This window comes from uncultured Pontibacter sp. (assembly GCF_947499215.1).
Classification (GTDB): domain Bacteria; phylum Bacteroidota; class Bacteroidia; order Cytophagales; family Hymenobacteraceae; genus Pontibacter.
Map to the genome: position 1 here is coordinate 216,337 of NZ_CANMNI010000001.1, position 24,696 is coordinate 241,032.

Sequence of the window (24,696 nt, forward strand, 5' to 3'; positions counted from 1 at the left end):
AGGAATGCTAAAAAAACATACCTTTACAGTATGGAGATATTGGTAGGTATAGCGGCATTCTTGGTTGGTCTTGTGTTGGCCTTTGTGGCAATGAGAGGCAAAATCAACGCCCTGCAGGAAAATGCTAATGCAGCCACAGTTGCAAAAGGCGTGGCTGAGGGACAGGCTAAACAGAAAGCGCTGGAATCGGAGGAGCTGAAGGCGCAGTTACGGGAGGCACAGGCCGAGACTATGGAGTTGACCAATGCCCTTACCAAAACCGAGTCAGATTATGAGCACTTGCGGACACGCATGCATGAACAGGCCCGTGAGTTGGAGCAACTCCGGGAGAAGTTTCTGCAGCAGTTTCAGCACATCTCCAACCAGGTACTCATGACCAATGCGGAGCATTTCAACAAAGCTTCATCCGAAAATCTGGAACGCATACTTACTCCTTTAAAGGATCGGATCAAGGAATTTGAAGCCAAGGTTGACCAAACCTATGAGAAAACACTCAAGGAAAGCATCTCTCTAAAAGAACAGATCACGCAATTGGCATCGCTTAACCAGCAAATGAGTCAAGACGCCCTCAACCTGACGAAAGCACTTAAAGGCGAGAGCAAGACACAGGGGAACTGGGGCGAGTACCTGCTGGAGAGTTTGCTCGAGAAATCCGGTTTGCGCAAAGGGGTACATTATGAACGGGAAGAAGTCCGACAGAATGACGATGATAAGGTATACCGTCCCGACGTCATTATCCGACTGCCCGACACAAAACACTTAGTGATCGACTCCAAGCTTTCGCTGGTGGCTTACGAAGCTTACTGCAGCTGTGAAAATGAAGAACAGCTAGAAACCTATCTCCGCAGCCACATCAATTCGATCCGGACACACTATACCGATTTGGGCCGCAAAAACTATCATAGACTGAGTGGCCTTAACTCACCGGACTTCGTGCTCATGTATATTCCCATCGAGCCGGCCTTTAATTTGGCTTTGCAGCACGATCAACATATATTCACGGATGCCTTTGAAAAGAACATTGTGCTAGTGACTACTTCTACCCTACTGGCAACACTCCGCACCGTGGCTGGCGTATGGCGCCAAGAGGACCAGAAACGAAACGTACTAAAAATAGCAGAGGAAAGCGGCAAACTATACGACAAGTTCGTCGGGTTTGTGGACGATCTCAAAACAGTAGGGCGCCACTTGGAGAGCAGCCAAACAGCATATGGAGCCGCCATGAATAAGCTCACCGACGGCAAAGGCAATTTAATACGCCGCGTGGAGATTTTGCGTGAACTTGGGGCAAAGACGAGCAAGCAGATAGATGAGCAATTGTTGCAAGAGGCAAACATCACGCCGGCTGAAGATACTGAATAAACAACAAATAGCCCCCCAAAAGAAAAAGCAGATACGTTACGGTATCTGCTTTTTTTATGGTAAAGCTTTTTTAAATCAATTGAATTGGCTTAGTAATTTACCTCCAGTGCCGGCACATCCACCAGAATAAAAGTAGCCTCCGAAGTACCGCGGATAGCAATAAGTTCTTGGTCGTCCAACCTGATTTGATCATGGGTGTCCGCTTCCACGTTGTTAATTAAAACACTGCCGCTTAGCACATAGATGAGTGTTCGCCTAATTTTGAATGTCCTGAAGTTGACAGCTTCCCCTTGTGACACGTTGCCATAATAGACTGTAGAGTTGGAGTTTAGAAAGGCGACATCCTCCAGCACCTTCTGCCCGGTCACCAAAGGGATTAATTCATTTTTAGCTTTCAAAAACTCAATGTCCAATACTTCATACGAGGGGGCCAGTTCACGCTTATTGGGCACGAACCACAACTGCAGCAAATGAATCTCCTCATCGGTTTCATTTGTCTCAGAGTGCGTAACACCTGTGCCGGAGGTCATGCGCTGCACTTGTCCCGGCGTAACCGTTGCCTGATTGCCTATATTGTCCTTGTGGGTTAACTCACCGGACAGCACAATAGTCACGATCTCCATTTCGGAGTGCGGATGCGTCGGGAAACCGGATTTGGGATTTACGTAATCGTCATTGAACACCCGCAAAGGACCGAACTCCATATTTTCAGGATCATAATAATCAGCAAAAGAAAAAAGGTAGTGCGAGCGTAGCCAGCCCTCCACTTGGGCTTCATATCGTTGGGAAGCGGTAATTAGTCGTATCATATAGCGCTTTTCATTTTATGCTATGCCTTTACGGATAAAGCCGTTTGTTGTTAGCTGCGCAAACAAAAAGCCCAAAAACAGCGAATCCTACCCATTATTAGAGTAGGATCCGCTGCATAAGAAAAAAAATGATCAAACGAGATTTATTCCGCTTTCTTGAGTTTAAGCATCTCCTTTTGGAGATCTAGTACAATGGAAGAAAGTTTGTCAAGTGAGATATCCGCAATGGGAAAAGTGGAGCTGATGTATGACTTCGCCTCCCAAATCTCAACCACATCCTCCACATGCAGCTCATAAGGTGAGTATACAGGGTTATCAGAATGTAGGCGAAGCGTTGAGGCCTCTTTTAGCTTGTTGTAAACACGCTTAAACACCACACCCTCTTTCTCGCTTACGATAATGCAAGGTGTGCCGTCTTTGATTGCGCTCCAGTCCTCCACAAAGCGCCCAACGATAACAGTACCGGAGGAAAGCGGAAGCATAGAGTCACCGCTAATCTCAAAAGCGCGGTAAGTACCGCCTGCACCTAAAGTCGGAAGCCTAAAACGGGGAAGCTCTTCGATAAACTCAGGATCAGCATAACCATTCAGATAACCGGCACTGGCTTTTTGCGGTACGAGTTCAATATTTTCCCGCTCATCTTGATCAACCGTAATGGCTAGGACGCGAAGCTTGCCGCCGCCACCTTGTGCAGATGCGGTTTTAAAACCGGGCTCTGAAAGATCAGCGGTAATAAGCTCGTCTAGCGAAACATCGAAAAGTTTAGCAACATTCACCAAAGTGCTCAATTTAGGCTCCGCCCTCCCCTCCTCATACGCTCCCACAAGAGAACGCTTTATGTCCAGCTTTTCTGCAAGCTGTGCCTGCGTATAGCCAGCATGCTTGCGTAAGTGTCTTATATTGGATGTTACCTTTTCCACAGTATAGTCTTTGTTCTTATCAACATGATCCGTTAAAAGGCAGAAATGTGCCTGCTGTAAACTTACTAAATATTTACGTACAATACTAATGTGATTAGCATAAATTGTACATTTATTTCTGTCATATAATCTAAAACTTGAACCTAATGGAATAGTGCAATATCTCAACAAATATTTTATTTTATTAAGTTATACCCACACCATCTATAGTACAATTAAAAAAAAGTTACACAAAAATTTGTATTCTTACTTTTTATCCAATTATCTTTCGCCAAAACAAACTGAAAACAAGCTTTATATGGTAAAAATCTACTAAACTTATACAATCCCTTTCTTTACCGGCTCTGTCACAAATACTTCGAGAATCCATATTCTCGCAAGTAAACGGAACCACTATGCCCTTTCCAAACTGACTAGTGTATAATTTTTTTACAATTTATACCAAATAGTAAACTTTTCAGAAAATCGTGTTGTTGCGATGCTTTGTACAAAAAGTTTAATTTTTTATTTATAACAACACTTCCAACCAAACTTATTATGATGAACAATTCTACACTATTCAAGGCATTTTCAGGTATTGCCTTAGCATCGGTATTCTCACTCACCAGCTGCCAAAAAGAAGACTTTATGGAGGAGCAGTTCCAGACGGAGACTGAACAGGTAAACCCACTGCACGGACAGGCCATACCGGGACAGTACATAGTAGTATTCAAAAATGGTAGCAATAAGCTGAGCGCCACGGGCATCAGCTCTATGAATATGGCTGGACGCGCAGCAACCAATGCACTGCGTGAGCGCATGCTCTTGGCAGCCGGAGTAGAACGTGAAGCCCTGCAGCAGACTTTTGAGGGAACAGTAAACGGTTTCGCAGCACGTCTCACAAATGAGCAGCTGAATAAATTGCGTCAGAATCCAGACGTGGCCTACATTGAGCAGGACCGTATCTTAGCGCTTGCCAGACCTACCAAAGATGGTGATACAACTACTAAAGGCGGCGGCAATAAAAATACCGATAGCGGCACTACTACCAAAGGTAATGGCAAGAAAACAAGTGAACCCGCCCCTACCGATCCTATTGTAGAAGAGCCTACGCCTACTGAGCCAATAGCAGAAGAACCCGCCCCTACTGAGCCAGTTGTTGAAGAGCCTGCTCCTTCCGAACCAATTGAAGAACCAGTTATAGAGGAGCCTGCTAGCAGCCCTTATAATAAAATCACCGCCCTTCCGGGTGAAACTATTCCTTGGCACATCGCGATGAACGGCTACGGTGATGGAACCGGCAAAACTGTTTGGGTAATTGACTCAGGTATAGATACCGACCACCCTGACCTAAATGTCGACCTTTCTCGCAGTGTATCCCTGATTTATGGTGTATCATCTGTTGAAGATGGTTATGGCCATGGAACAACAGTTGCTGGTATCATTGCAGCTAAAAACAATGGCACCGGTATGATCGGTGTGGCTGCAAATGCCACCGTGATAGCTCTCCGTGTGTTTGATGATACAGGTTACGGCACCATGTCACGCGCTATCAGCGCTGTAAACCATGTGATCAACAACGGTAAGGCCGGTGATGTGGTTAACCTGAGTCTTGGCGGAGGTATATCAAGCACCTTGGACAACGCTGTGATTACAGCTGCGAACAAAGGTATACTGTTTGCGATTGCCGCCGGAAACAGTGCTGTTGACTGCTCTGTAAACTCACCTGCTCGTGTGAATGCACCGGGAGTATATACTGTATCAGCTATGGACAGATACCAGAACTTCTGGGCAAACTCTAACTATGGTGCACCAGTTGACTTCATAGCGCCAGGAGTAAGCGTGACCTCCACCCGCATAGGTGGCGGCATCGGAAGCGGCGGAAGCGGTACATCTTATGCCTCTCCTCACGTAGCCGGTATCCTGTTGCTTCGCGGCGAAGTATTGTCACAGGGAATTGTAAACGGTGACAAGGACAGCTGGCCAGATCCAATCGCCTCTGTAGAATAAGCTTAGGTTACTAAAAAGAGAAGGCCGTCCCAAAAATGGGACGGCCTTCTCTTTTTAGTAATAAATTGCTTTTTACTACCACGCAAACTGCATTTTGTACATAGCCAGCGATAGCCTGATCTTAAAATATTCGTACTGTTCACCCAGATGCTCAAAAATATCCTTCAGTTTGGCATCAGGCCCCAACTTATCGATAGCCTCCTTTATGGCTGCATACTCGCGTTTTGTCACAAAATCTTTGACAGGTATATCATAGCCTTGCTCTAAGAGTGTAGCCAGATGTGAATAGATGGTCACGGGATTTAAATTGCGCCGCTTGGCGATTTCCTCTGGGCTATGCCCTTGCTGGTAAGCTTCCCAAGTGACTAAATGCGTGGCACCCTTTATAGCGCTTCCTTTGGACTGCTCCTCAGTCATAAAGGCGATTATCTCATTGATAAAATCATGTCCGTAACGCTCAAATTTCTGGGCGCCCACACCACTGATCGCTAACATGGCGATCCGGTTGGCAGGTTTCTCAGCGGCCATCTCCTGCAGTGTGCTGTCAGTGAAGACCACATAGGGAGGCACATTCTGCTGATCAGCCAGTCGCTTGCGCAAGGCTCTCAAACGCTCAAACAGCGCATCACGTATGATTTCCCGCTTCGGTTTTTCGCGTTGCTGCGTTTCGGTCTGCTGCTTTGCATCTTCAAACTTAACCAACTCCACCTGTCGGCCTTCGAACAGTACTTGCCGGCTCTGCTCTGTCAGCTTTAAGGTATAGTTCTGGTCATAGGCAAGTTCTACAAACCCTGCATTCAGCATTTGGTGCAAATAGCGGTGCCAGTCCAGTGTGCCGATATTGCGACCGGCCCCATACGTCTTTATACGGTCATACCCACCTGAAAGTACCTGACTGTTTCTGGATCCTCGCAGCACATCAACCAAAAGGCTCATGTTTACACCTTCTTGGGTACGTGCAATCGCGGAAAGGGCCTTCTGAACAATAAGCGTTCCGTCGAACCGGCTCGGTGGGTTACGGCAGATATCGCAGTTGCCACAGTCTTTCTTCATGGTCTCCCCGAAGTACTGCAATAGGATACGCCTTCTGCAAAAGGTGGCTTCGGCAAATTGTTGCATGCGCTCCAGCTTAACCAGTTGCAATTCTGTCTGTGCCTTGTCATTATCTGACAGCATGTTGCGCATGTTCATCACATCCGCAAAGCTGTAAAATAGAAGCGCGTCGGATTTAGCCCCATCACGTCCGGCACGTCCGATTTCCTGATAGTAGCCTTCAATGTTTTTGGGGAGATTGTAGTGTATCACCCATCGCACGTTCGATTTGTCTATACCCATACCGAAGGCGATCGTGGCACAGACAATCTGCACATCGTCCCGCAGGAAGGCTTCCTGCGCTTTGGCACGCAATTGGGAACTCATACCGGCGTGGTAGAAGGTGGCCTTATACCCATTGTCCCGCAATTTACCAGCGAGGCTCTCCGTGGCTTTGCGGCTTAAACAGTAGATAATGCCCGGCTGCCCATGATGCCGACTCAGAAAATCAGTGATCTTCTGAAAGCGGTTCTGTCCCGGCAGTACCGTCAGGTTGATATTCGGCCTGTCAAACGAGGCCACAAAAACCTCCGGCTGCCTTAACTGCAGCTGCTCCTGTATATCTTTTTGGGTAAGTTTGTCTGCGGTGGCTGTCAGGGCAATGACAGGTATAGCAGGAAACTGCTGCTTAAGCGCTTTGAGCTGCGTATATTCCGGTCGGAAGTCATGGCCCCATGCGGAAATACAGTGGGCCTCATCTACGGCAAAAAGAGAAACCTGCAGCCGTTTCAGGAAAGAGAAAAAGCCGGCCGACAGAAGTTTTTCAGGCGACACGTAAAGCAGTTTGATCTGACCATTCAAGCATTGATTCTCGATGGCATACTGCTGCTCAGAAGTCTGGGAACTGTTGAGGTAAGCCGCGGGTATGCCGTTTGCCAAAAGCGCCTCTACTTGGTCCTTCATCAAGGCAATGAGCGGCGACACGACTACGCTTAAGCCCGGTAGCACAACAGCAGGCACTTGGTAGCAGACGGACTTGCCCCCACCCGTAGGCATCAGCACCAGCACATCCTTCTGTTGTAGTATATCGGAAATGATTTGCTCCTGCATCGGCCTGAACTGCTCATAGCCGAAATAAAGTTTTAATGCTTCGCGTGCCTCTCTTATACCTATACTCATACTGTACTACAACCTATACCTGTGTGATAAAAACAATGGATGTGCTAAACCCAAAGTTAACCATAATATACGTGAAATAGGTTCCTGCTTTTTGATGAACCGGACGAGATTCCGAACCAACCAAATGTGACACCGTAACTTAAAGGATTATGAACCTTTAAACCTTAACTATGAAATCTGAAAGAACAAACGAACTAGAGCACGTTCTCATCAAATGTATTACAGCCTGCGAAACCTGCGCCACTGCCTGCCTGCAAGAGGATGACGTGAAAATGATGGTGCGCTGCATCATGCTTGACCGTGACTGCGCCGATATCTGTACTATTACAGCTCGGTTTGTAGCCCGCGACTCGGCCCATGCCAAGCATGTGATTAAGGAGTGTATTGAGATTTGCCGTCTTTGTGAAGAAGAGTGCCGCAAGCACAAGCACGACCACTGCCAGAAATGTGCCGACGCCTGCCGAGAGTGCGCTGACGCCTGCGAAGCTTGGATGAGTACCCGATAGCAGCACATTTCCGCAAATGTAAAAGCCCCTGCTACGCGTGCGTAGCAGGGGCTTTTTTACTAGCAATTTTATTGTCTAGAAAATGGCATCTAGTATGGCCTCGATTAACGATAGCACCAAACTGAACACAAGTGCCCAGATAAAGCCATCTACGTCAAAGCCACCAATCAGCGAGTCAGCCAATAAGATAATGAGCGCGTTGATGACCAACAGAAACAACCCTAAAGTTAGTATTGTCACCGGTATAGTCAATATAACCAATATCGGGCGCACAACAGCGTTTAGCAATGCCAGTACGACAGCCAAAATTAAGGCGGAGCCAAAGCCGGCTATTTGTACACCCGGCAGAATGTAGGCAGCCAAAAGAGCAGCCACACCTGTCAGCAGAATCTTAATGATAATTCCCATTTTCTTTGTCTATATAGTGATAAGATTTTATTCTTACCCCGCTATACGGCAAAGCGGAAATAAAGGTAACTTACTGCACCTCGAGGCGCTTCTGTGACACGGCCATCCAGTTGCAAAGCTTATAAAGCAGCCTTGCGCCCACATTGCCGTTCCACTCGCTGTCACCCGGCGCTACTTCACATAGGTCAAAGCCGATGATCTCACGACCAGACTTCACCAGCGCTTTAATCAAATATATTGCCTCTTCAAATTCGAACCCACCCGGCACAGGCGTACCCGTAGCAGGGCACAACTTAGGATCCAGTCCGTCTATATCAAAGCTGATGTACACCTTCTGCGGCAACTGAGCAATGATCTTTTTGCACTCCTTCTTCCAACTATTACCCTCGTACATGTTCTCCTTCAGCACGCTGTCGTAGAAAATAGTCACGCGTCCGTTGGATTGGTCCGCCAATTCGGCCTCCGCCTGACAAATGTCGCGAATACCTACCTGAACCAGTTTTTTAACCTGCGGCAGTTGCAGCGCATTGAACATAATGGAGGCATGCGAATACTTAAACCCCTCATAGGCATCACGCAAGTCAGCATGTGCATCCACTTGCAAAATGCCATATTCCTCATGGCGTTCCGCAAGTGCGTGCATTAAGCCAAGTGGCGTGCTGTGGTCTCCACCAACTACGCCTACAAGCTTTCCTTTATCCAAATGGGCCAGCGCCTTGGCTTTTAACCACTGCAAGAGTTCCTCCCCTTTCTGAGTAACCTCAGCAGGCAGGTTTTCAAACTCAGACCTGTCAGACTCTGGGCTTCCTTCTTCCAGCCAGTTAATGTAGTTCTCGGCTTTCTGACGCAGGTTGTCGCTCACGGCAGCCCAATCCTCAGAGATCTCCTCCATCGCAATGCCCAGTTTCCAAGCTTCTTTGATGGCGGGCTCGAACAAATCGAGCTGTGGGGACGCCTCCTTGATAGCCTGCGGACCTGCTGCCGTACCGGCACTATAAGATACTGTCACCTCCCAAGGCACAGGGATCAGCACTACTTCCGACTCCTCGACTGTAAAAGGAAGACCGAAAAGACCACCGTTTACATCACCCACACCATTTGGGTCGAAGTTGGCAATCTTCTGCTCTTTGCTGTTAGTTGGTTGGTTCTGCGGAGTATTCATCAGTTACATTGTCAGGGTTTGAATTCAAAAGCTCTTGCACAAAATTCGGCAGCGCGAAAGCGGCCGTGTGAATCGCTTCGTTATAATACTTAAGCCCTTCTCGCTTCGAGAAGGCAGCAGCGGCCTCCGTATCGAAACGCAATGGGTGCGCCTCGCCTTTGGCTGAATATGAGAAGCTCCACGTACCGGTTGGGTAGGTAGGTATAGCGGCAAGATAGCAGTGCACTTTCTCCTTACCGAATATCTGCTTGTAGGTATCATAGATCTCTACGAACACGGCGCTGTTAAAGCGCGGTGACTCACTCTGCGTGATCATAACACCATCTTTAGTCAGGCAGCGGTATACCTCTTTGTAAAACTCTGCCGTGAACAGACCTTCACCCGGTCCTACCGGATCGGCAGAGTCAACAATGATCAGATCATAGTGCTCATCCTTGCATTCTTTAATGTATTTGATGCCGTCTTCCACTAGCAGGTTCAAACGCGGATTGTCAAATGCCACGGCTGTTTCTGGCAGGTGGAGTTTACATGCTTCGATCACCAATTCATCTATCTCCACTAGGGTAACTTCCTCCAATTGCTCATAGCGCAGCAATTCGCGCACCGTTCCGCCATCACCGCCACCTATTACCAAGGCGCGCTTCGCATTCCTGTTGCTGAACATAGGAATGTGCGTGATCATTTCGTGGTACACATACTCATCTTTCTGAGTACACATCACCATGCCGTCCAGCGTTAGCATGTTGCCATAGGCCAGCGTCTCGTACACTTCCACACGCTGGTAGTCAGAATCTTTTTTATAGAGCTGCTTGCCAGAGTGTTTAAGGGAGAGCGCAATGTTCTCATCCCGCTCCGTGAACCACACATCGCGCGTAATAGAACCATCTGCTTCAATACTCTTTGCTGCAACGTCACGCAATGACTCGAGGTTAAACTCGTTGCGTTTCAGGAGACTCAACTGACCACGACGTAGCTCCATGGAGGAACCGTGACCGGCTTCAAACGCGTCTTTCAAATATTTATAAGAAACCCATGGGTCAACAGAGTCGCCACAGGTAAACAAGTCTACGGCTGCGTAGCCATACTCCGGCCAAGTGTGTATGGCCAAGTGGCTTTCCTGAATTACCACCACACCTGAAACGCCATAAGGCGAAAAGTGGTGAAATGTGCTGTTGATGACTGTGGCACCGGCTGTTTCGGCGGCGGCTACCATGCTGTTTTCGATGTGTACTACATCGTTCATCAATTCAGGAGAGCAATCGTAAAATTCAACTAAAATGTGTCTTCCTAAGGCGTTCATTAACTGACTTTGTGGTTTCAAAAAATTAAAGATGCAAAAAAACGAAATCTGAGGCTATAATCAAAAGAACTGTCTCCAATAAGCCTGTACGATGTTAGGCTGTGAGGGATCATCTTAAATAAGAAAAGCTATACCTTAAGGGCGCTCTGGCGCTTGCAGGTATAGCTTTTCTTAGTCTTTATACCCCTAGTCAGGTATAGGACAGCGCTTTATTAAAGTTTGAATTCCCGGATTATCTCGAGCATCTTAATGAGAGTGCTAGTGTCGAAAAAGAGCAGCAGAGGAAGCTCCACGTCTTTTGAGTTATGCTGAAACTTGGTGATAACAGTGAACACGAGCGGCTGGAAAAGCGGATGCTGCACGAGGATGTCTTTCAGCGAATTGGCGATATGGCTTTTGGGTGCCTTTGGCGGGGAGCCATAAATGTTGCTTTTCAAAATGTTGGCAAGCTGCGTTACTAGTGCCCCTGTTATGATGTTGCTAATCTCCAAAAGCAAGGACTCTTGCATCACATTCAGCTCACCTTTCTGAACGTTAAGCATACTCAGGCACACATTGGAGAGAAGGCTGATGTGCTCATCTGAAAAGAGCATGAGCGTCGCCCCGTTAAAATCCCCTTTTATATCCGATTGGATTATAAAGTGTGAATCCTCATATTTAGAAATCAGGGAAATAAGGTCTTTCACTTCAATCAGCTGCACATCAGGCACCTTGAGCATCACCTTATCTTTTGCTATTACCGCAAAAGAGTCTGCTGCCCGGGCTAAACCTATGTTCAGGATCTCTTTGATAATATCTTTTTCCAACTCGGTTACATGAGTATCCATCATGGTCGTTGTCTTGTTAGTTCTGTTATCCATCCCCACTTACCTTACCTTCTGCTTATAAAATATTTGGTAATGGCCGGCACATCCAGCACTAAGCATACCTTGCCCGTGCCGAGTAGTGTCACACCACCATATATGTCAATGCTGTCTAGCGGCTTGCTTAGCGGCTTTACCACTATATCCTGCTGCCTGTAGAGCTTGTCCACGATCAAACCGAGCTTTCTGTTATTGTATGATACAATAATGATGTTCTGTACCTGCCCTTTCAGTTTCGTCTTATCCCCTAGGCGCATGGCGCTTTCAGGTATATTCAGAAGCTCATCCAAATACACCACGGTCACAGTCTCCCCTTTGATGTCAGCCACAAGCACATCACCCACCTCATGCAGCTCATCCTTATCAAGAGCAACTACCAAATCAGTATGTATGAGCGGTATGGCGTAAAAAATACTGTCTATCTCAAATAGTAGCGCTCCTTTTACGGCGATCGAGGTAGGCAACTGGAGCGTAAACGTGGTTCCTTTGCCTTTCTTAGAGTCTATACGGATGCGGCCGCCGATCGAGTCGATGGCATTTTTCACCACATCAAGCCCCACACCTCTGCCGGAGTACTCTGTGACTTCCTTAGCCAGCGAAAAGCCGGGCTCAAACAGGAAAGAGAAAACCTCCGTATCCGGAAGGCCGTCCGCCACGTCTGCCGGCACAAGCTGCTGTGCAACCGCCGCCTTTCTTACTTGGTTCAGGTCTATACCTTTGCCATCATCAGTTAAACTGATAACCACACTCTCGCGGTCGCTTCGGGCAGAGAGCTCTAGCTGTCCAACTTTTGGCTTGCCGGCTTTTGAGCGCTGCTCCGGCTTTTCCAATCCATGCGTGATGGCATTTCGCACTAAGTGAAGCAAAGAGTCCGTCATGATCTGCAGGATGTTTCGGTCAATCTGAATATCCTGACCTGACAGCTCCAAGTCAACTTCTTTCTTTTCTGCCGTAGCTATATCCCGGACCACCCTTGGAAACTTATTGAACAAGGTTCCAATGCTTACCAGTCTGGCATCCATTACGCTATACTGCAAGTCCTCAGTAATGCGATATAGGTGCGAACTCACCATTTTAAGCTCATCGTTATCCAACTCCCGGCTGAGCGACAGGATGCGGTCGCGGTCGATGATCAGCTCACCCACGAGGTTCATCAGGTGGTCAAGCTTCTTAACCTGAATGTAGATGAGATCAGAAAGAGTCAGGTTGCGTGAGCTGCTGAACTTCTGTACCTTGGCCAGTTCCACCGTGCTGTCGGACAAGCTGTCGACAATGATGTCGAGGTTGCGAATCAGTATCGGGTCGGGCTCTATTTGCTGTTCGCTGTCGATGTTTTTGATGAGTTCACCCAACAGATCAATCCCATCAAAAAGCACCCCCACTACTTCATCACTAAAGCTGAGTTCCTTGTTACGGATAAGGCCGAACGCGGTCTCTAGTTTATGTGATACATCGGAGATCTGCAGATAGCCAATTGCTTTGGCATTCGCCTTCAGGTTATGCAGCATACGGAAGATCTCCGCCAAAACCTTATCGTCTTGCGGTCGCTTTTCCAGTTCGCTGATGAGCCTGTTAAGGGCGTCGAAGTACTCCAGCGCTTCTGCTATAAATATCTCTTTATACTCCTGCTCTCTCGATTTCATGTATTCATGTCAGTTGTACTGACTTGCTGCTGCTGTTCGGCCACATACTGGTTTAGGTAGTTGGCAATTTTTGACAAAGGCAGCACTTTGTCGGTATACCCGCTCTCTATCGCGGATTTGGCCATCCCGAAGATGGCTGACGTTGCTTCGTCTTGTGCGATGACGTGGCCCCCTTCGCGCTTTGAAATCGCTAGGGCACCGGCTGTACCATCTTTGCCCATACCGGTCAAAATTACCCCAACCACACGGCGTACACTACTATGCGCTACTGTTCGCATTAAATGGTCGACAGAGGGCAAGTCATAACTGAAAGACGAATCCTCCTCATCGAATGCAATTTTAAGGCTAGCCGTATTACCCATTACAGTATTAACCACCATATTGCGCCCGCCCGGTGCCACAATTACCTTTCCCGGTTTTGGGATAAGGCCAGACCGACCCTCAATCACCGTTAGGGAAGTAAGCTCCTTTAGCCTACGGGTATAAGTATGCGTAAATTTGGGCGGCATATGTATAGCGACTAAAACCGAGGCGTTCAAATCAGGATCAAGCTGTCGCACGATCTGTTCCACCGCCTGTGTACCTCCAGTAGAAGCTCCTATCACAATAACAGTTTCAGCAGTCGCATTTTTAGCAGGCTTTCGCACCACTTGTTTTGCCAGTTGAGAAGTCTCCTCTAGCATACGCAACCGCTTTTCCGGAGCCCAGTATTCTGATTCCCGAACCGCCAGCACCTTTTGGCGAATCTCATCGGAGATGCTTCTGTAGTTCGGTCTCGAAGTTGGGCCCGGCTTTGTAACTACCCCATAAACGCCGATATCGATTGCCTCTTTTAGCATGTCAAGGCTAAGCTGTTCTTTTTCTACGAGCATCACAATGGGCGTAGGACACTCACTAAAGATCCGCTTAAAAGCTAATAATCGGTCATTATGACGAAGTTCAGCTGAAGCCAGTACTACATCCACTTTTTGCAGATGCAGTAAGTTCAACAACTGATCACCATCGGAAGCCAGTCCTGTAACCTCAATATCTTTTGCCTCGGCTAAGATTCCCTCCAGCACTAAGCGTGCGTGACTTGACTTGTCTGCCACCACCACTTTCAGCCTTTTTGTCTGTCTCATCAAAGTACACCTCCTTTCCTACTGTCTCGAATGTGCAACCAGTACTTTAACTATGCAGAAAAAGCTTACTCGTCGAGTGCTTTCTTTACCACCTCCAGCACCTTCTCTTCAGAGAAGGGCTTTACAATATAAGACAGGGCTCCATACTCCAAGGCCTCGTTCACGATCACCTCCTGCCCTACGGCACTTACGATGATGACTTTCATATCAGGCTGCTCTGCCTTTATACCCTTCAGCACATCCAGCCCTGTATTGTCTGGCAGAATCACATCAAGCGTGATCAGGTCCGGAGTCGTCTCCTTTGCCAGTTCCAAGGCTGTCTGCCCATTGGGAGCCTCGCCTACCACCTCATAGCCTGCATCAGTTAGCATGTTTTTGAGCATGGTGCGCATGTAGAATGAGTCGTCTACAATCAGAATTCTTTTCATACCTTAAAGTATAGCTTCAATTTGAATGAATCGCATTAGTTATTATGCAACGCCCTAATCTCATCCTGTGTCAGGATCTTGTACATGTCCAGCACGATAATGAGACGATTGTTGACTTTGGCAATGCCCTCGATATAATTTTCGTGGATGTTGATGTCCTGTAGGAAAGAGGGCGTTTTATCAATCTTGGTCATGGATAGGTTGAGCGACTGCGGCACTTCACGCACGATGACCCCAATGCTATATTCCCTTGCCTCGATTACGAGGGTATAGGTGATATTTGGGTTGAAATCGTCTGAGACCGGAGCCGGCCGAATGCCAAAGCGCTCTTCCAAGTTCATGATCGCGATAATATCACCGCGGATGTTGGCAACACCCTTAATGAAATCAGGCGTGCGAGGCATCCGTGTCACACTTGGTGTCACGGTAACCTCTTTTACCTGCTCTATTTTAATCCCATATTCCTCGGACCCAAGTTTGAAGACAATCAAGTGGATCATTTCCTCCTTTGTTGTCTCAGGTTTGGCCGTAGCCTCGGCGACAGATGTTTCTGTGGACTCCTGCGCTCGGTCAACCCCGTTCTCATTTAGCTGAGGAACGGCCTGTTCATCTTTCTTTTTCGCTTTTTCCTTCATCAGTCCAGAACGGTTTATTTACTGTTGTCCTCGCTATTTCTGTTTCTGGAGCTAACGGAGCTTAGTCTTGCGTTACCGGTCAGTTGTTTCACCTGCTTTGCTTTCGAAGGCATAGATGCCAGTCTACGGTTGTTCTGCGTATGGTTGAATACTAAGTTACCGTCTACAAGTTTGAAGGCTGAAATACTGATCTGCAGGTCTGCAGCAATGTCGTTCAGGTTCTGAGAAGAAGAAGTAAGTTCCTGCATCGAAGCGGACAGCTGCTTGGCCGTGCTGGCTACCTGCTGTGTACCAGAGGCCGTCTGCTCGGCAATGGCAACCACTTCTTCCACGTACTTCACTACGTCTCCGATCGATGACTTCTGTACTTCCGTCGCCGTCAGGATGTCCTGTGCGGTGCGAAGCGTTTCACCACTTGAAGCGGCAATGTTTTTGAAGGCACCGGATGCTTCGAATGTCGCATTCTTTCCTTTCAATACACGGCCTTCCATGGTCGAGATCGCCATCGCGGCAGAAGCTGTATCTTTCTTCACATCATCTACCAGCGTTGCAATCTCACTGGCTGACTTACGGGATCCTTCGGCCAGTTTGCGAATCTCTTCGGCTACTACCGCGAAACCACGTCCTGCCTCACCTGCACGGGCTGCCTCAATGGCAGCGTTCAGGGCAAGAAGGTTGGTCTGTGCGGCAATGTCCGTGATTACGCCTAGTGACTTGGAGATTTCCTGCGAACGAGCGCTTAGTACTTCAATTGTTTTAGAGGTAAGCGAAGCCGAGCTGGATATTTCCTCCATGTTCTTCACCACTTCCGCCACTGTTTTTAGACCCAGCTGCGAAGTTTCCTCACCCAGTAAGGCCGACTTGTTCACCACTTCCGCACGGTTGGCCGTGTCTTTCGTGGTTTTCATGATTTCCTCTATCAGTTTGAAAGCCTGGTCTGTCTTGAGGGCCTGATTCTGTGCACCTTCCGCCATTTGCTGCATGGCAAGCGCCACATCCAGCGTTACGCGGTTCATTTCAAGACCTTTACCGGCCATTTCCTCAGAGGAGCTTCCCACTACTAGTGATGAGTCATTGATCTCACCAAGAAGGGCATTCAGGTTATCAACCGCCAGATTCAAGGCATTGGCCATATCGAGGATGTCACCTGCGGTATGGGCCTCTACTTTTTGCGTCAGGTCACCTTCTGAAATCGCACGTACAACACGGGATACTTCCAGTACCGGCGTTACGATGGACTCCAATAGGTCATTCAGGGTATCAACCAGTTCTTTCCAGCTGCCGCCTACACCTTGCAGTGTCGCACGCTCGGTCAGTTTTCCTTCCACACCGGCTACTCTTGCCACACGGCTAACCTCACCCGCCAAGCGGTTCAAGTCAACCACCATGGTGTTGATCGTATCGGCTAGATCGGCTACCTCACCTCTTGCTTCGAGGGTCAGTTTCTGGGTCAAGTCACCTTTTGATACCGCGGTTACTACTTTTACAATGCCTCGTACCTGCGTTGTCAAGTTGGAGGCCATGGTATTTACATTATCAGTCAGGTCTTTCCAAGTACCGCCAACGTTCGGCACGTTTGCTTGGCCACCTAGTTTACCCTCTGTACCTACTTCAAGTGCCACACGGGTTACCTCACCGGCGAATATGTTCAGGGAGTCCACCATGCGGTTAATGTTTTCCTTCAACTCACCGAGTTCACCTTTCACATCCACAGACACTTTCTGCGTCAAGTCGCCTTTCGCAACAGCCGTTGCTACTTTGGCGATGTCACGCACTTGCAGCGTCAGGTTGGAGGCCATGGTGTTCACGTTATCGGTCAACTCTTTCCATGTACCGCGTACTTTTGGCACATTTGCCTGACCGCCGAGGCGTCCTTCTGTACCCACTTCACGCGCTACTCGAGTTACTTCGTCAGCGAAGATGTTGAGCGAGTCCACCATCTGGTTCAAGTTCTCCTTCAGGTCTAAGATCTCACCACGCACTTCCACTGTTATTTTCTGGCTTAAGTCGCCTTTCGCAACAGCAGTCGCTACTTTGGCAATGTCACGAACCTGAGAAGTCAGGTTGGACGCCATGTAGTTCACGTTATCGGTTAGGTCCTTCCAAGTACCACCAACGTTCGGCACGTTTGCTTGGCCACCTAGCTTACCTTCGGTACCCACCTCACGTGCCACACGCGTTACCTCGCTGGCAAACGAGCCGAGCTGGTCCACCATGATGTTGATCACGTCCTTGATCTGGAGGATCTCGCCGCGCACGTCCACCGTAATCTTCTGGGTCAGGTCGCCGCTGGCAATCGCCGTGGCTACCTTGGACACGTCTCGCAGCTGCACCGTCAGGTTGCCGGCCATCGCGTTCACGTTGTCCGTCAAGTCCTTCCAAGTACCCGCTACATTCGGCACATAGGCTTGACCGCCTAGCTGTCCTTCCGTACCCACTTCAAGGGCCACACGTGTTACCTCACCTGCGAAGATGTTAAGCGAGTCCACCATCTGGTTTAGGTTTTCCTTCAGATCAGCAAGCTCGCCTTTTACATTTACTGTTATTTTCTGGCTCAAATCACCTTTTGCTACTGCAGTCGCCACATTCGCAATGTCACGCACTTGCAGTGTCAGATTAGAGGCCATGTAGTTTACATTGTCAGTCAGTTCTTTCCAGATACCGGCTACGTTTGGCACGTTCGCCTGACCACCCAGTATACCTTCTGTACCCACTTCACGTGCCACACGGGTTACTTCCGCGCCAAACACATTCAGTCGGTCCACCATGTCGTTCAAGATGTCCTTCAGATCACCGAGCTCACCTTTCACGTCCACAGACACTTTCTGGGTCAAGTCACCTTTCGCCACCGCGGTTGCTACCTCGGCGATGTCACGTACCTGCAGTGTCAGGTTGCCTGCCATCAGATTCACGTTGTCGGTCAGTTCTTTCCAGGTACCTTCTACATTCGGTACTGCCGCCTGTCCGCCTAGTTTACCCTCTGTTCCTACTTCACGTGCCACGCGGGTTACCTCACCTGCGAAGATGTTAAGCGAGTCCACCATCTGGTTGATGATGTCTTTCAGCTCGGCCATCTCTCCGCGCACATTCACGGTGATTTTCTGTGTCAGGTCGCCTTTCGCAACTGCCGTAGATACGTTTGCAATGTCACGCATCTGAGAAGTCAGGTTGCTGGCCATGGTGTTCACATTGTCGGTGAGGTCTTTCCAAACTCCACCCACATTCGGCACTTTAGCTTGGCCGCCGAGACGTCCTTCCGTACCCACTTCACGCGCCACACGGGTTACTTCGTCAGCGAATATGTTTAGGGAGTCCACCATCTGGTTCATGTTATCCTTCAGCTGGGCAAACTCACCGCGCACATCCACGGATACTTTCTGAGCCAGATTTCCTTTCGCCACCGCAGTCGCCACATTCGAGATGTCACGTACCTGCGAGGTCAGGTTGCTGGCCATGGTATTTACATTATCTGTCAGGTCTTTCCATACACCGGCCACGTTTGGCACCGATGCCTGACCACCCAGTTTACCCTCGGTACCCACTTCGAGGGCCACACGCGTTACCTCCCCTGCGAACAGGTTCAGGTTGTCAATCGTGCGGTTGATGGTTTCGGCCATGACCTTGAAGTCACCGGATACCGGGATCTGGAATGTTTCGTCGAGATTACCACGCGAGATGTTCTTCAGTACTTTACCCACTTCAAGTACCGGAACCGCGATAGAATCCACTAGACCGTTAATGTTATTGATCATGTCCTTCCAGAAACCGGAAGCGTTCTCGGCCGAGGCACGGGCCTTTAGGTTACCCTCCACCCCTGCTACTTTGGAAATACGCGACACCTCACCACCTACACCACCGATCATTTCCACCATCGAGTTGTAGGCTTCGGCGATCTCGGCAAAAATATCGTCATTCTGTTTTGTCAAACGAACGGAGATATCCCCTTTTTTAAAGGCGTCTAGGGCATAGAGTACTTTATTGAGCTGTTCTCCGATATACTCCGGGCTCGATGGCAGCACTTGCTTGCGGCTCTGCTTACCATTCGGGCCGTTTTTTACCGGAATAGTGGTTGTTGCAGCGTTTGTCACAGTAGCAGCCTTCGAACCGGCATCGCCGTCTTTGGTAGCCGCCTTTTGCTCAACTACTGGCTTTTCCTCTTTCTCTTCCACGGTAGTAGTGGCGGCAGGAGCCTGTTGCTTGGCTTTAGCCCGTGAGGGAGTCGCTTTCTCTGGTTGGCTGGTTTCTACGTCACTGATGAGCTTGTCTTTGCTCAGCTTCAAATTTTTACCTAAGGCCATATGTTTAGGGTTGTATGGGTTTTTGCTTTTTGTTCAGTCCATCGTCAGCATCGAAATAGCGCGGCCGGCTGAACAGAACAAAGGGAATATAACGGCAATTTAATCAATTTCAGTCAAAGTATGCAAGCTATAGCTTAGCTAGCATGAAACTCCTCGGCCAATGCCTTGTAATCTTTGGCACCGTTGGAGGAAGTATCGTAATCCAGCACGCTCCTTCCAAAAGAAGGCGCCTCGGCCAATTTGACATTAAGTCGTATGTGATTGTCAAAAATCTTCTCCTGCACGTTTTCTCGCAGGTAATCGAGTACCTCCAGACTAAGCTTGCGCCGCACATCAAACATGACCACTACGATACCCTTGATTTTAAGTTTCGGGTTGAACGCCTTTCTTACTTTTGCAATGGTGTTCATGATCTGGTCTAGCCCCTGTAGCGTGAGTACCTCCATCTGCAAAGGTATAAGCACCTCGTGCGCGGCAGTCAGGGCGTTCAGTGTTAGGACGGAAAGCGAGGGCGGGCAGTCAATCAGCACATAATCAAAACCTTTCGCCTGTGCGAGCATGGTCTTCAGAAACTTTTCCCGTTCAGGCTGTGTGACGAGCGATATTTCCACATCCACAAGTTCATTGGATCCCGGTGCCACCCAAAGGCCGTCTTTCTCAACGATTATTTCCTGCATACTTTTAGAGCCTAGAAAAGCCTCCGCCAGCGTATGGTCCTGAGAAGAAACAGCAAGTGAGTAAGAAAGATTGCTTTGCGGGTCAAGGTCCAACAAAAGCACCTTATACCCCATTTTGCTAAGGGCGCTGCCCAGATTGATGGTGGTGGTAGTTTTGCCTGTGCCGCCTTTTTGGTTGATGACGGCTACTATTTTAGTTTTCATCCGTATTCGGCGATAGAAAAGGGTGCGAGTCTATTGAGTCTATAAAGTTATCAAAATTTTTCCATTAAATAAGACCAAAGGCGGGCTGACTAGTGAGGCGCGGCAAAAAACTGGTCCAATTTACCGATATTGATATGAATGTCCTGCCAACTTTCCAACTCGAGTTTAATGGCGAAAGCACCTGCAGGATCCAGATAGCCGACATGCTGCCCGGTGAGCGTGCGAACCAAACTCGTTATACCCGGGTTATGCCCTACCAAGAGCACATGCTTTGAGGTGTCGGGCACTTTTCCTAAGGCATTAGCCAGTACACTCTCACGGGCATTGTAGAGCTCAGGCAGGTAAGTGATCTCCTCTTCGTCGAAATAGAGCTTGTTGGCAAACAGCTTGGCGGTCAGGTTCGCACGGGGAGCCGGACTACTCAAAACGGTGTCCATTTGATGAAAGGTGTCGCGTAGCCACTGCCCCGTGACGCGGGCCTGATGTTGGCCGTTTTTTGTTAGCTCCCGTTCAAAATCAGGTTGGAGCGGAAAAGGATCATTTGACTCCGCATGGCGGCAGATGACTAATAATCGTTGCATATAAATAAAAAAGAGGTCCGTATAGTAACTTAAGGTATTAAAATCAGCCTGTTCTCCCAAACATAGATGGCATGTTAAACCTATGTTATCAATTTCAGGTTGTATTTGTTTGAAAAAAAATTTGAACTTTGGGCAAAATTCTAACGAATCGCCCCTAAATATAAAGGATGATAAAAAACTTAGTCATAGTCGAGTCGCCAGCCAAGGCCAAAACGATAGAAGGATATCTAGGAAAAGATTTTATAGTGAAATCGAGTTTCGGCCATGTGCGGGACCTGCCTAAAGACAACAACGCCATTGACATCAAAAATAAGTTCAAGCCGACCTACGTCATCTCGAGCGACAAGAAGGAAGTGGTGTCCCAGTTAAAAAAACTTGCCAAGGAAGCGGAGACCGTGTGGCTCGCATCGGACGACGACCGGGAGGGTGAAGCCATTTCATGGCACCTGACCGAAGCCCTCAATCTAAATGTAGCCAAGACACGTCGCATCGTTTTCCGCGAAATCACGAAGAACGCTATCCTCAATGCCATCAGCTCACCGCGTGGCATCGACATGGACCTCGTGAACGCCCAGCAGGCCCGCCGTGTACTCGACCGCCTCGTAGGTTTTGAGTTGTCACCTGTACTCTGGAAGAAGATCAAAACAGGTCTTTCGGCTGGACGCGTGCAGTCCGTGGCTGTGCGCCTCGTGGTGGAGCGCGAGCGTGAAATAGAAAAATTCAAAGCCGAGGCGACCTTCCGCATCACTGCTCAGTTTGATGTGCAGGGCAAAACGCTGGAGGCTGAATTGCCTGCTAAGTTTAAGACCGAAGAAGAGGCGCAGGCCTTTTTGCAGCGCTGTATCGGAGCCACCTATACCATTGGCAATCTCGAGACCAAGCCGCTCAAGCGCAGTCCCGCCCCTCCCTTTACCACCTCAACCCTGCAGCAAGAGGCCAGCCGCAAGCTGTATTTTTCTGTGGCCCAGACCATGACCGTGGCGCAGCGCCTGTACGAGGCCGGTAAAATCTCCTACATGCGTACCGACTCCCTCAATTTGTCGGACGAGGCAATACAAGGAGCATCGAACGCCATTACCAACTCTTTCGGAGAGAGATACGTGAAGACCCGCCGCTTCAAGACCAAGTCATCTGGCGCACAGGAAGCGCACGAAGCCATCCGCCCGACTGACTTTACACAGCTGACCGCGAGTAGCGATCGCAACGAACAGCGCCTGTATGAGCTGATCTGGAAGCGTGCCATCGCCTCGCAGATGGCGGATGCTGAAATTGAAAAGACAACGGCCACCATCGATATCTCCACGCAACCGGAGAAGCTTGTAGCTACCGGTGAGGTGATCAAATTTGAAGGTTTTCTGAAGGTATACATTGAGTCCAAGGACGACGAAGAAGGTGGTGATGAGGATGTAAAAGGCATGCTGCCACCTTTGAATATTGGCCAGTCGCTTGGCTTGCGCCAAATGCAGGCGACGCAGCGCTACTCCCGCCCTGCCCCAAGATATACGGAAGCCAGTCTTGTGAAGAAACTCGAGGAAATGGGCATCGGCCGTCCGTCTACCTACGCTCCTACCATCTCGACGGTGCAGAAGCGTGGTTACGTGGAGAAAGACAGTCGTGAGGGCAAGGAGCGTAAGTTCCAAGTGCTAACCTTAAAGGGCGACCAGATTTCAGCTCAGACCAAAACGGAAATAACAGGTGCCGAGAAGAGCAAGCTGTTCCCGACTGACACGGCCATGGTCGTGAATGACTTCTTGGTGGAGCACTTCCCGAATGTGATCGACTACTCGTTCACCGCCCGCGTGGAAGCTGAGTTCGATGAGATTGCGCACGGTCAACAGGAATGGGAACAGATGCTGGAGAACTTCTATGAGAAATTCCACAAGCGCATCGAGAATAGCGAAAACATCAACCGTGCCGACGTTTCGGGTGCCCGCGAGGTAGGCACCGACCCTATTTCTGGTCAGAAGATCCTTGCCAAGCTGGGTCGTTTCGGTCCTTACGTGCAGCTCGGCGAAGAAAACACGGAAACCGGTGAGAAGCCAGTATATGCCAGCCTACGTAAAGGACAGTTCATTGAGAGTCTAACACTGGAAGATGCATTGGACCTGTTCAAGCTGCCACGCATTGTGGGTGTGTATGAGGAAAAAGAAATGAAGGCGGCTATCGGGCGTTTTGGACCTTACATCAGCCATGCAAGCAAGTTCTACTCGCTGCCAAAGACAATGGACCCGATGACAGTAACGGCAGAAGAGGCCATTGCCCTGATCGAGGCCAAGCGCAAAGCCGATGCGGAAAAACTCATCAAGTCATTCCCGGAGAACCCGGACGTTCAGGTACTCAATGGCCGCTACGGACCCTACATTGTGGCGGGCAAGAAGAATGTGAAAATTCCGAAAGGCAAAGAACCGACTGAGCTTACCCTGCAAGAGTGCCTTGACCTCGCCGAACAGACACCGGAGAAGAAAGGCCGCGGTGGATTCAAGAAAAAAGCGGAGGCACCGGCGGCTGAAAAGAAACCGGCCGCTAAAAAGGCCGCTGCCAAGAAACCTGCCGCCAAAAAGCCGGCTGCGAAAAAGGCAGCCGCTCCGAAGAAGAAGTAAATAAGAAGAAGCCGCTCCTCACCGAGCGGCTTCTTTGCTTTATACCTGCAGGTATAGCTGGTACTAGGTATAGGTATAAATTTATTACTGTCTGTCAGTAGCTGTTTAAACCTAGTATGAGCGCTCGCAGTAAAATAGAACAAACAACATGAAGTCGGTATGGCAAAGAAAAGACTTGTGGTGCTCACGGGTGCAGGTATAAGCGCGGAGAGCGGCATTGCGACCTTCCGGGACGCCAACGGTCTTTGGGAAGGACACGATGTGATGGAAGTCGCTTCCCCACAGGGCTGGCGTAAGAACCCGGAGCTGGTGCTCGACTTTTACAACCAGCGCCGCAAGAACGCGCACAGTGTGAAACCTAACGCCGGACACGAAGCGCTGGCCGATCTGGAAAAAGAATTCGACGTGCGCATCATTACCCAAAACGTAGACGACCTGCATGAGCGGGCCGGCTCTTCCAATGTAATACACCTGCACGGCAAGCTATTTGAAAGCCGAAGCACCCTCGATCCTAGACTTATCTACAAAATGGAAAGTTGGGAGCTTAACCTTGGCGATAAATGCGAGAGAGGCTCACAGCTTCGTCCTAATATCGTGTGGTTTGGAGAACCTGTACCGGTGATGGAGCAGGCCATGGAAGAAACCCTCCAAGCCGATATTTTTCTTGTGGTCGGCACCTCGCTAGTTGTATACCCAGCCGCCGGCCTTGTAGACCTTGTGCCGGATGAGGCCCCCATTATGGTCGTGGACCCTAACCTCCCCTACATGCGACCAAGACAAAATCTGCACCTGTTTGAAGAAAAGGCCAGCACTGGTATGGTAAAAGTAGCTGAATTGTTGCGTGAGAAGCATCAATAGTCCGAACGCACACGCCTTATACCTAAAATTGACACGGGTCAACATGTAGCGGCTATACCTGTCCCTAGGAAAACCAAACAACCGCTTCACAGTGTAGCTTCGTCTGCCCACAAACAGCTTT

19 protein-coding genes are annotated in these 24,696 nt (G+C 49.0%); 5 read left to right on the plus strand and 14 right to left on the minus strand.

Translation table 11 applies throughout. The features are described from left to right. Positions 1-30: 30 nt before the first annotated feature. Positions 31-1,362 (plus strand): DNA recombination protein RmuC, encoded by a 1,332-nt coding sequence (gene rmuC / locus Q1A04_RS00940; protein ID WP_299699922.1) that lies wholly within the window; start codon positions 31-33, stop codon positions 1,360-1,362. An 89-nt stretch (positions 1,363-1,451) separates the two neighbouring features. Here the strand turns inward: rmuC and Q1A04_RS00945 are convergent, their stop codons facing one another. Both Q1A04_RS00945 and Q1A04_RS00950 read right to left on the minus strand, forming a co-directional pair. Next, positions 1,452-2,171 (minus strand): pirin family protein, encoded by a 720-nt coding sequence (locus tag Q1A04_RS00945; protein ID WP_299699925.1) that lies wholly within the window; start codon positions 2,169-2,171, stop codon positions 1,452-1,454. 143 nt (positions 2,172-2,314) lie between these two features. Next, positions 2,315-3,091 carry an XRE family transcriptional regulator gene (locus tag Q1A04_RS00950; RefSeq protein ID WP_299699928.1) on the minus strand — a complete coding sequence of 259 codons (777 nt, stop codon included), beginning with the start codon at positions 3,089-3,091 and terminating at the stop codon, positions 2,315-2,317. A 537-nt stretch (positions 3,092-3,628) separates the two neighbouring features. Between Q1A04_RS00950 and Q1A04_RS00955 the strand changes: the two genes are divergently transcribed. Then, positions 3,629-5,080 carry a S8 family serine peptidase gene (locus Q1A04_RS00955; RefSeq protein ID WP_299699931.1) on the plus strand — a complete coding sequence of 484 codons (1,452 nt, stop codon included), beginning with the start codon at positions 3,629-3,631 and terminating at the stop codon, positions 5,078-5,080. A gap of 75 nt (positions 5,081-5,155) precedes the next feature. Here Q1A04_RS00955 and recQ read toward each other — a convergent pair whose 3' ends face one another. Then, positions 5,156-7,291 (minus strand): DNA helicase RecQ, encoded by a 2,136-nt coding sequence (gene recQ, locus Q1A04_RS00960; RefSeq protein WP_299699934.1) that lies wholly within the window; start codon positions 7,289-7,291, stop codon positions 5,156-5,158. A 170-nt stretch (positions 7,292-7,461) separates the two neighbouring features. Between recQ and Q1A04_RS00965 the strand changes: the two genes are divergently transcribed. After that, on the plus strand, positions 7,462-7,797 hold the full coding sequence (locus Q1A04_RS00965; RefSeq protein ID WP_299699937.1) for a four-helix bundle copper-binding protein: 336 nt from the start codon (positions 7,462-7,464) through the stop codon (positions 7,795-7,797). Positions 7,798-7,872: 75 nt separating this feature from the next. On the opposite strand, the gene Q1A04_RS00970 is transcribed toward Q1A04_RS00965, so the two are convergent. From Q1A04_RS00970 to Q1A04_RS01020, 11 genes are all read right to left on the minus strand, one after another. After that, positions 7,873-8,205, minus strand: a complete 333-nt coding sequence (locus Q1A04_RS00970; protein WP_299699940.1) for a phage holin family protein — start codon at positions 8,203-8,205, stop codon at positions 7,873-7,875. A gap of 70 nt (positions 8,206-8,275) precedes the next feature. Continuing rightward, positions 8,276-9,367 carry an agmatinase family protein gene (locus Q1A04_RS00975; protein WP_299699942.1) on the minus strand — a complete coding sequence of 364 codons (1,092 nt, stop codon included), beginning with the start codon at positions 9,365-9,367 and terminating at the stop codon, positions 8,276-8,278. After that, positions 9,339-10,667: a polyamine aminopropyltransferase gene (gene speE, locus Q1A04_RS00980; RefSeq protein ID WP_299699945.1), complete on the minus strand. Its 1,329-nt coding sequence runs from the start codon at positions 10,665-10,667 to the stop codon at positions 9,339-9,341. Before speE ends, Q1A04_RS00975 begins: the two co-directional genes overlap by 29 nt. Before the next feature lie 212 nt (positions 10,668-10,879). Beyond that, a complete protein-coding gene (locus tag Q1A04_RS00985) occupies positions 10,880-11,527 on the minus strand; it encodes a chemotaxis protein CheC (RefSeq protein ID WP_299699948.1) in 648 nt (215 codons plus the stop codon). An 11-nt stretch (positions 11,528-11,538) separates the two neighbouring features. Then, a complete protein-coding gene (locus Q1A04_RS00990) occupies positions 11,539-13,173 on the minus strand; it encodes a chemotaxis protein CheA (RefSeq protein WP_299699950.1) in 1,635 nt (544 codons plus the stop codon). Continuing rightward, complete coding sequence (locus Q1A04_RS00995) at positions 13,170-14,294, minus strand: chemotaxis protein CheB (protein WP_299699953.1); 1,125 nt, start codon at positions 14,292-14,294, stop codon at positions 13,170-13,172. Before Q1A04_RS00995 ends, Q1A04_RS00990 begins: the two co-directional genes overlap by 4 nt. Before the next feature lie 65 nt (positions 14,295-14,359). Beyond that, the gene (locus tag Q1A04_RS01000) at positions 14,360-14,722 is read right to left on the minus strand and encodes a response regulator (protein ID WP_299699956.1); all 363 of its coding nucleotides are present in this window, start codon (positions 14,720-14,722) and stop codon (positions 14,360-14,362) included. 35 nt (positions 14,723-14,757) lie between these two features. After that, positions 14,758-15,357 carry a chemotaxis protein CheW gene (locus Q1A04_RS01005; RefSeq protein WP_299699959.1) on the minus strand — a complete coding sequence of 200 codons (600 nt, stop codon included), beginning with the start codon at positions 15,355-15,357 and terminating at the stop codon, positions 14,758-14,760. Between the two features lie 14 nt (positions 15,358-15,371). Further along, complete coding sequence (locus Q1A04_RS01010; protein WP_299699962.1) at positions 15,372-19,655, minus strand: HAMP domain-containing protein; 4,284 nt, start codon at positions 19,653-19,655, stop codon at positions 15,372-15,374. Between the two features lie 134 nt (positions 19,656-19,789). Continuing rightward, entirely contained in the window at positions 19,790-20,536 is a 747-nt protein-coding gene (locus tag Q1A04_RS01015) for a ParA family protein (RefSeq protein ID WP_299699965.1), read from the minus strand. Between the two features lie 89 nt (positions 20,537-20,625). After that, entirely contained in the window at positions 20,626-21,117 is a 492-nt protein-coding gene (locus Q1A04_RS01020) for a histidine phosphatase family protein (protein WP_299699967.1), read from the minus strand. 167 nt (positions 21,118-21,284) lie between these two features. Between Q1A04_RS01020 and topA the strand changes: the two genes are divergently transcribed. Both topA and Q1A04_RS01030 read left to right on the plus strand, forming a co-directional pair. Continuing rightward, on the plus strand, positions 21,285-23,717 hold the full coding sequence (gene topA / locus Q1A04_RS01025; RefSeq protein ID WP_299699970.1) for a type I DNA topoisomerase: 2,433 nt from the start codon (positions 21,285-21,287) through the stop codon (positions 23,715-23,717). Between the two features lie 159 nt (positions 23,718-23,876). After that, on the plus strand, positions 23,877-24,575 hold the full coding sequence (locus Q1A04_RS01030; protein ID WP_299699973.1) for an NAD-dependent deacylase: 699 nt from the start codon (positions 23,877-23,879) through the stop codon (positions 24,573-24,575). Positions 24,576-24,696: the final 121 nt, after the last annotated feature.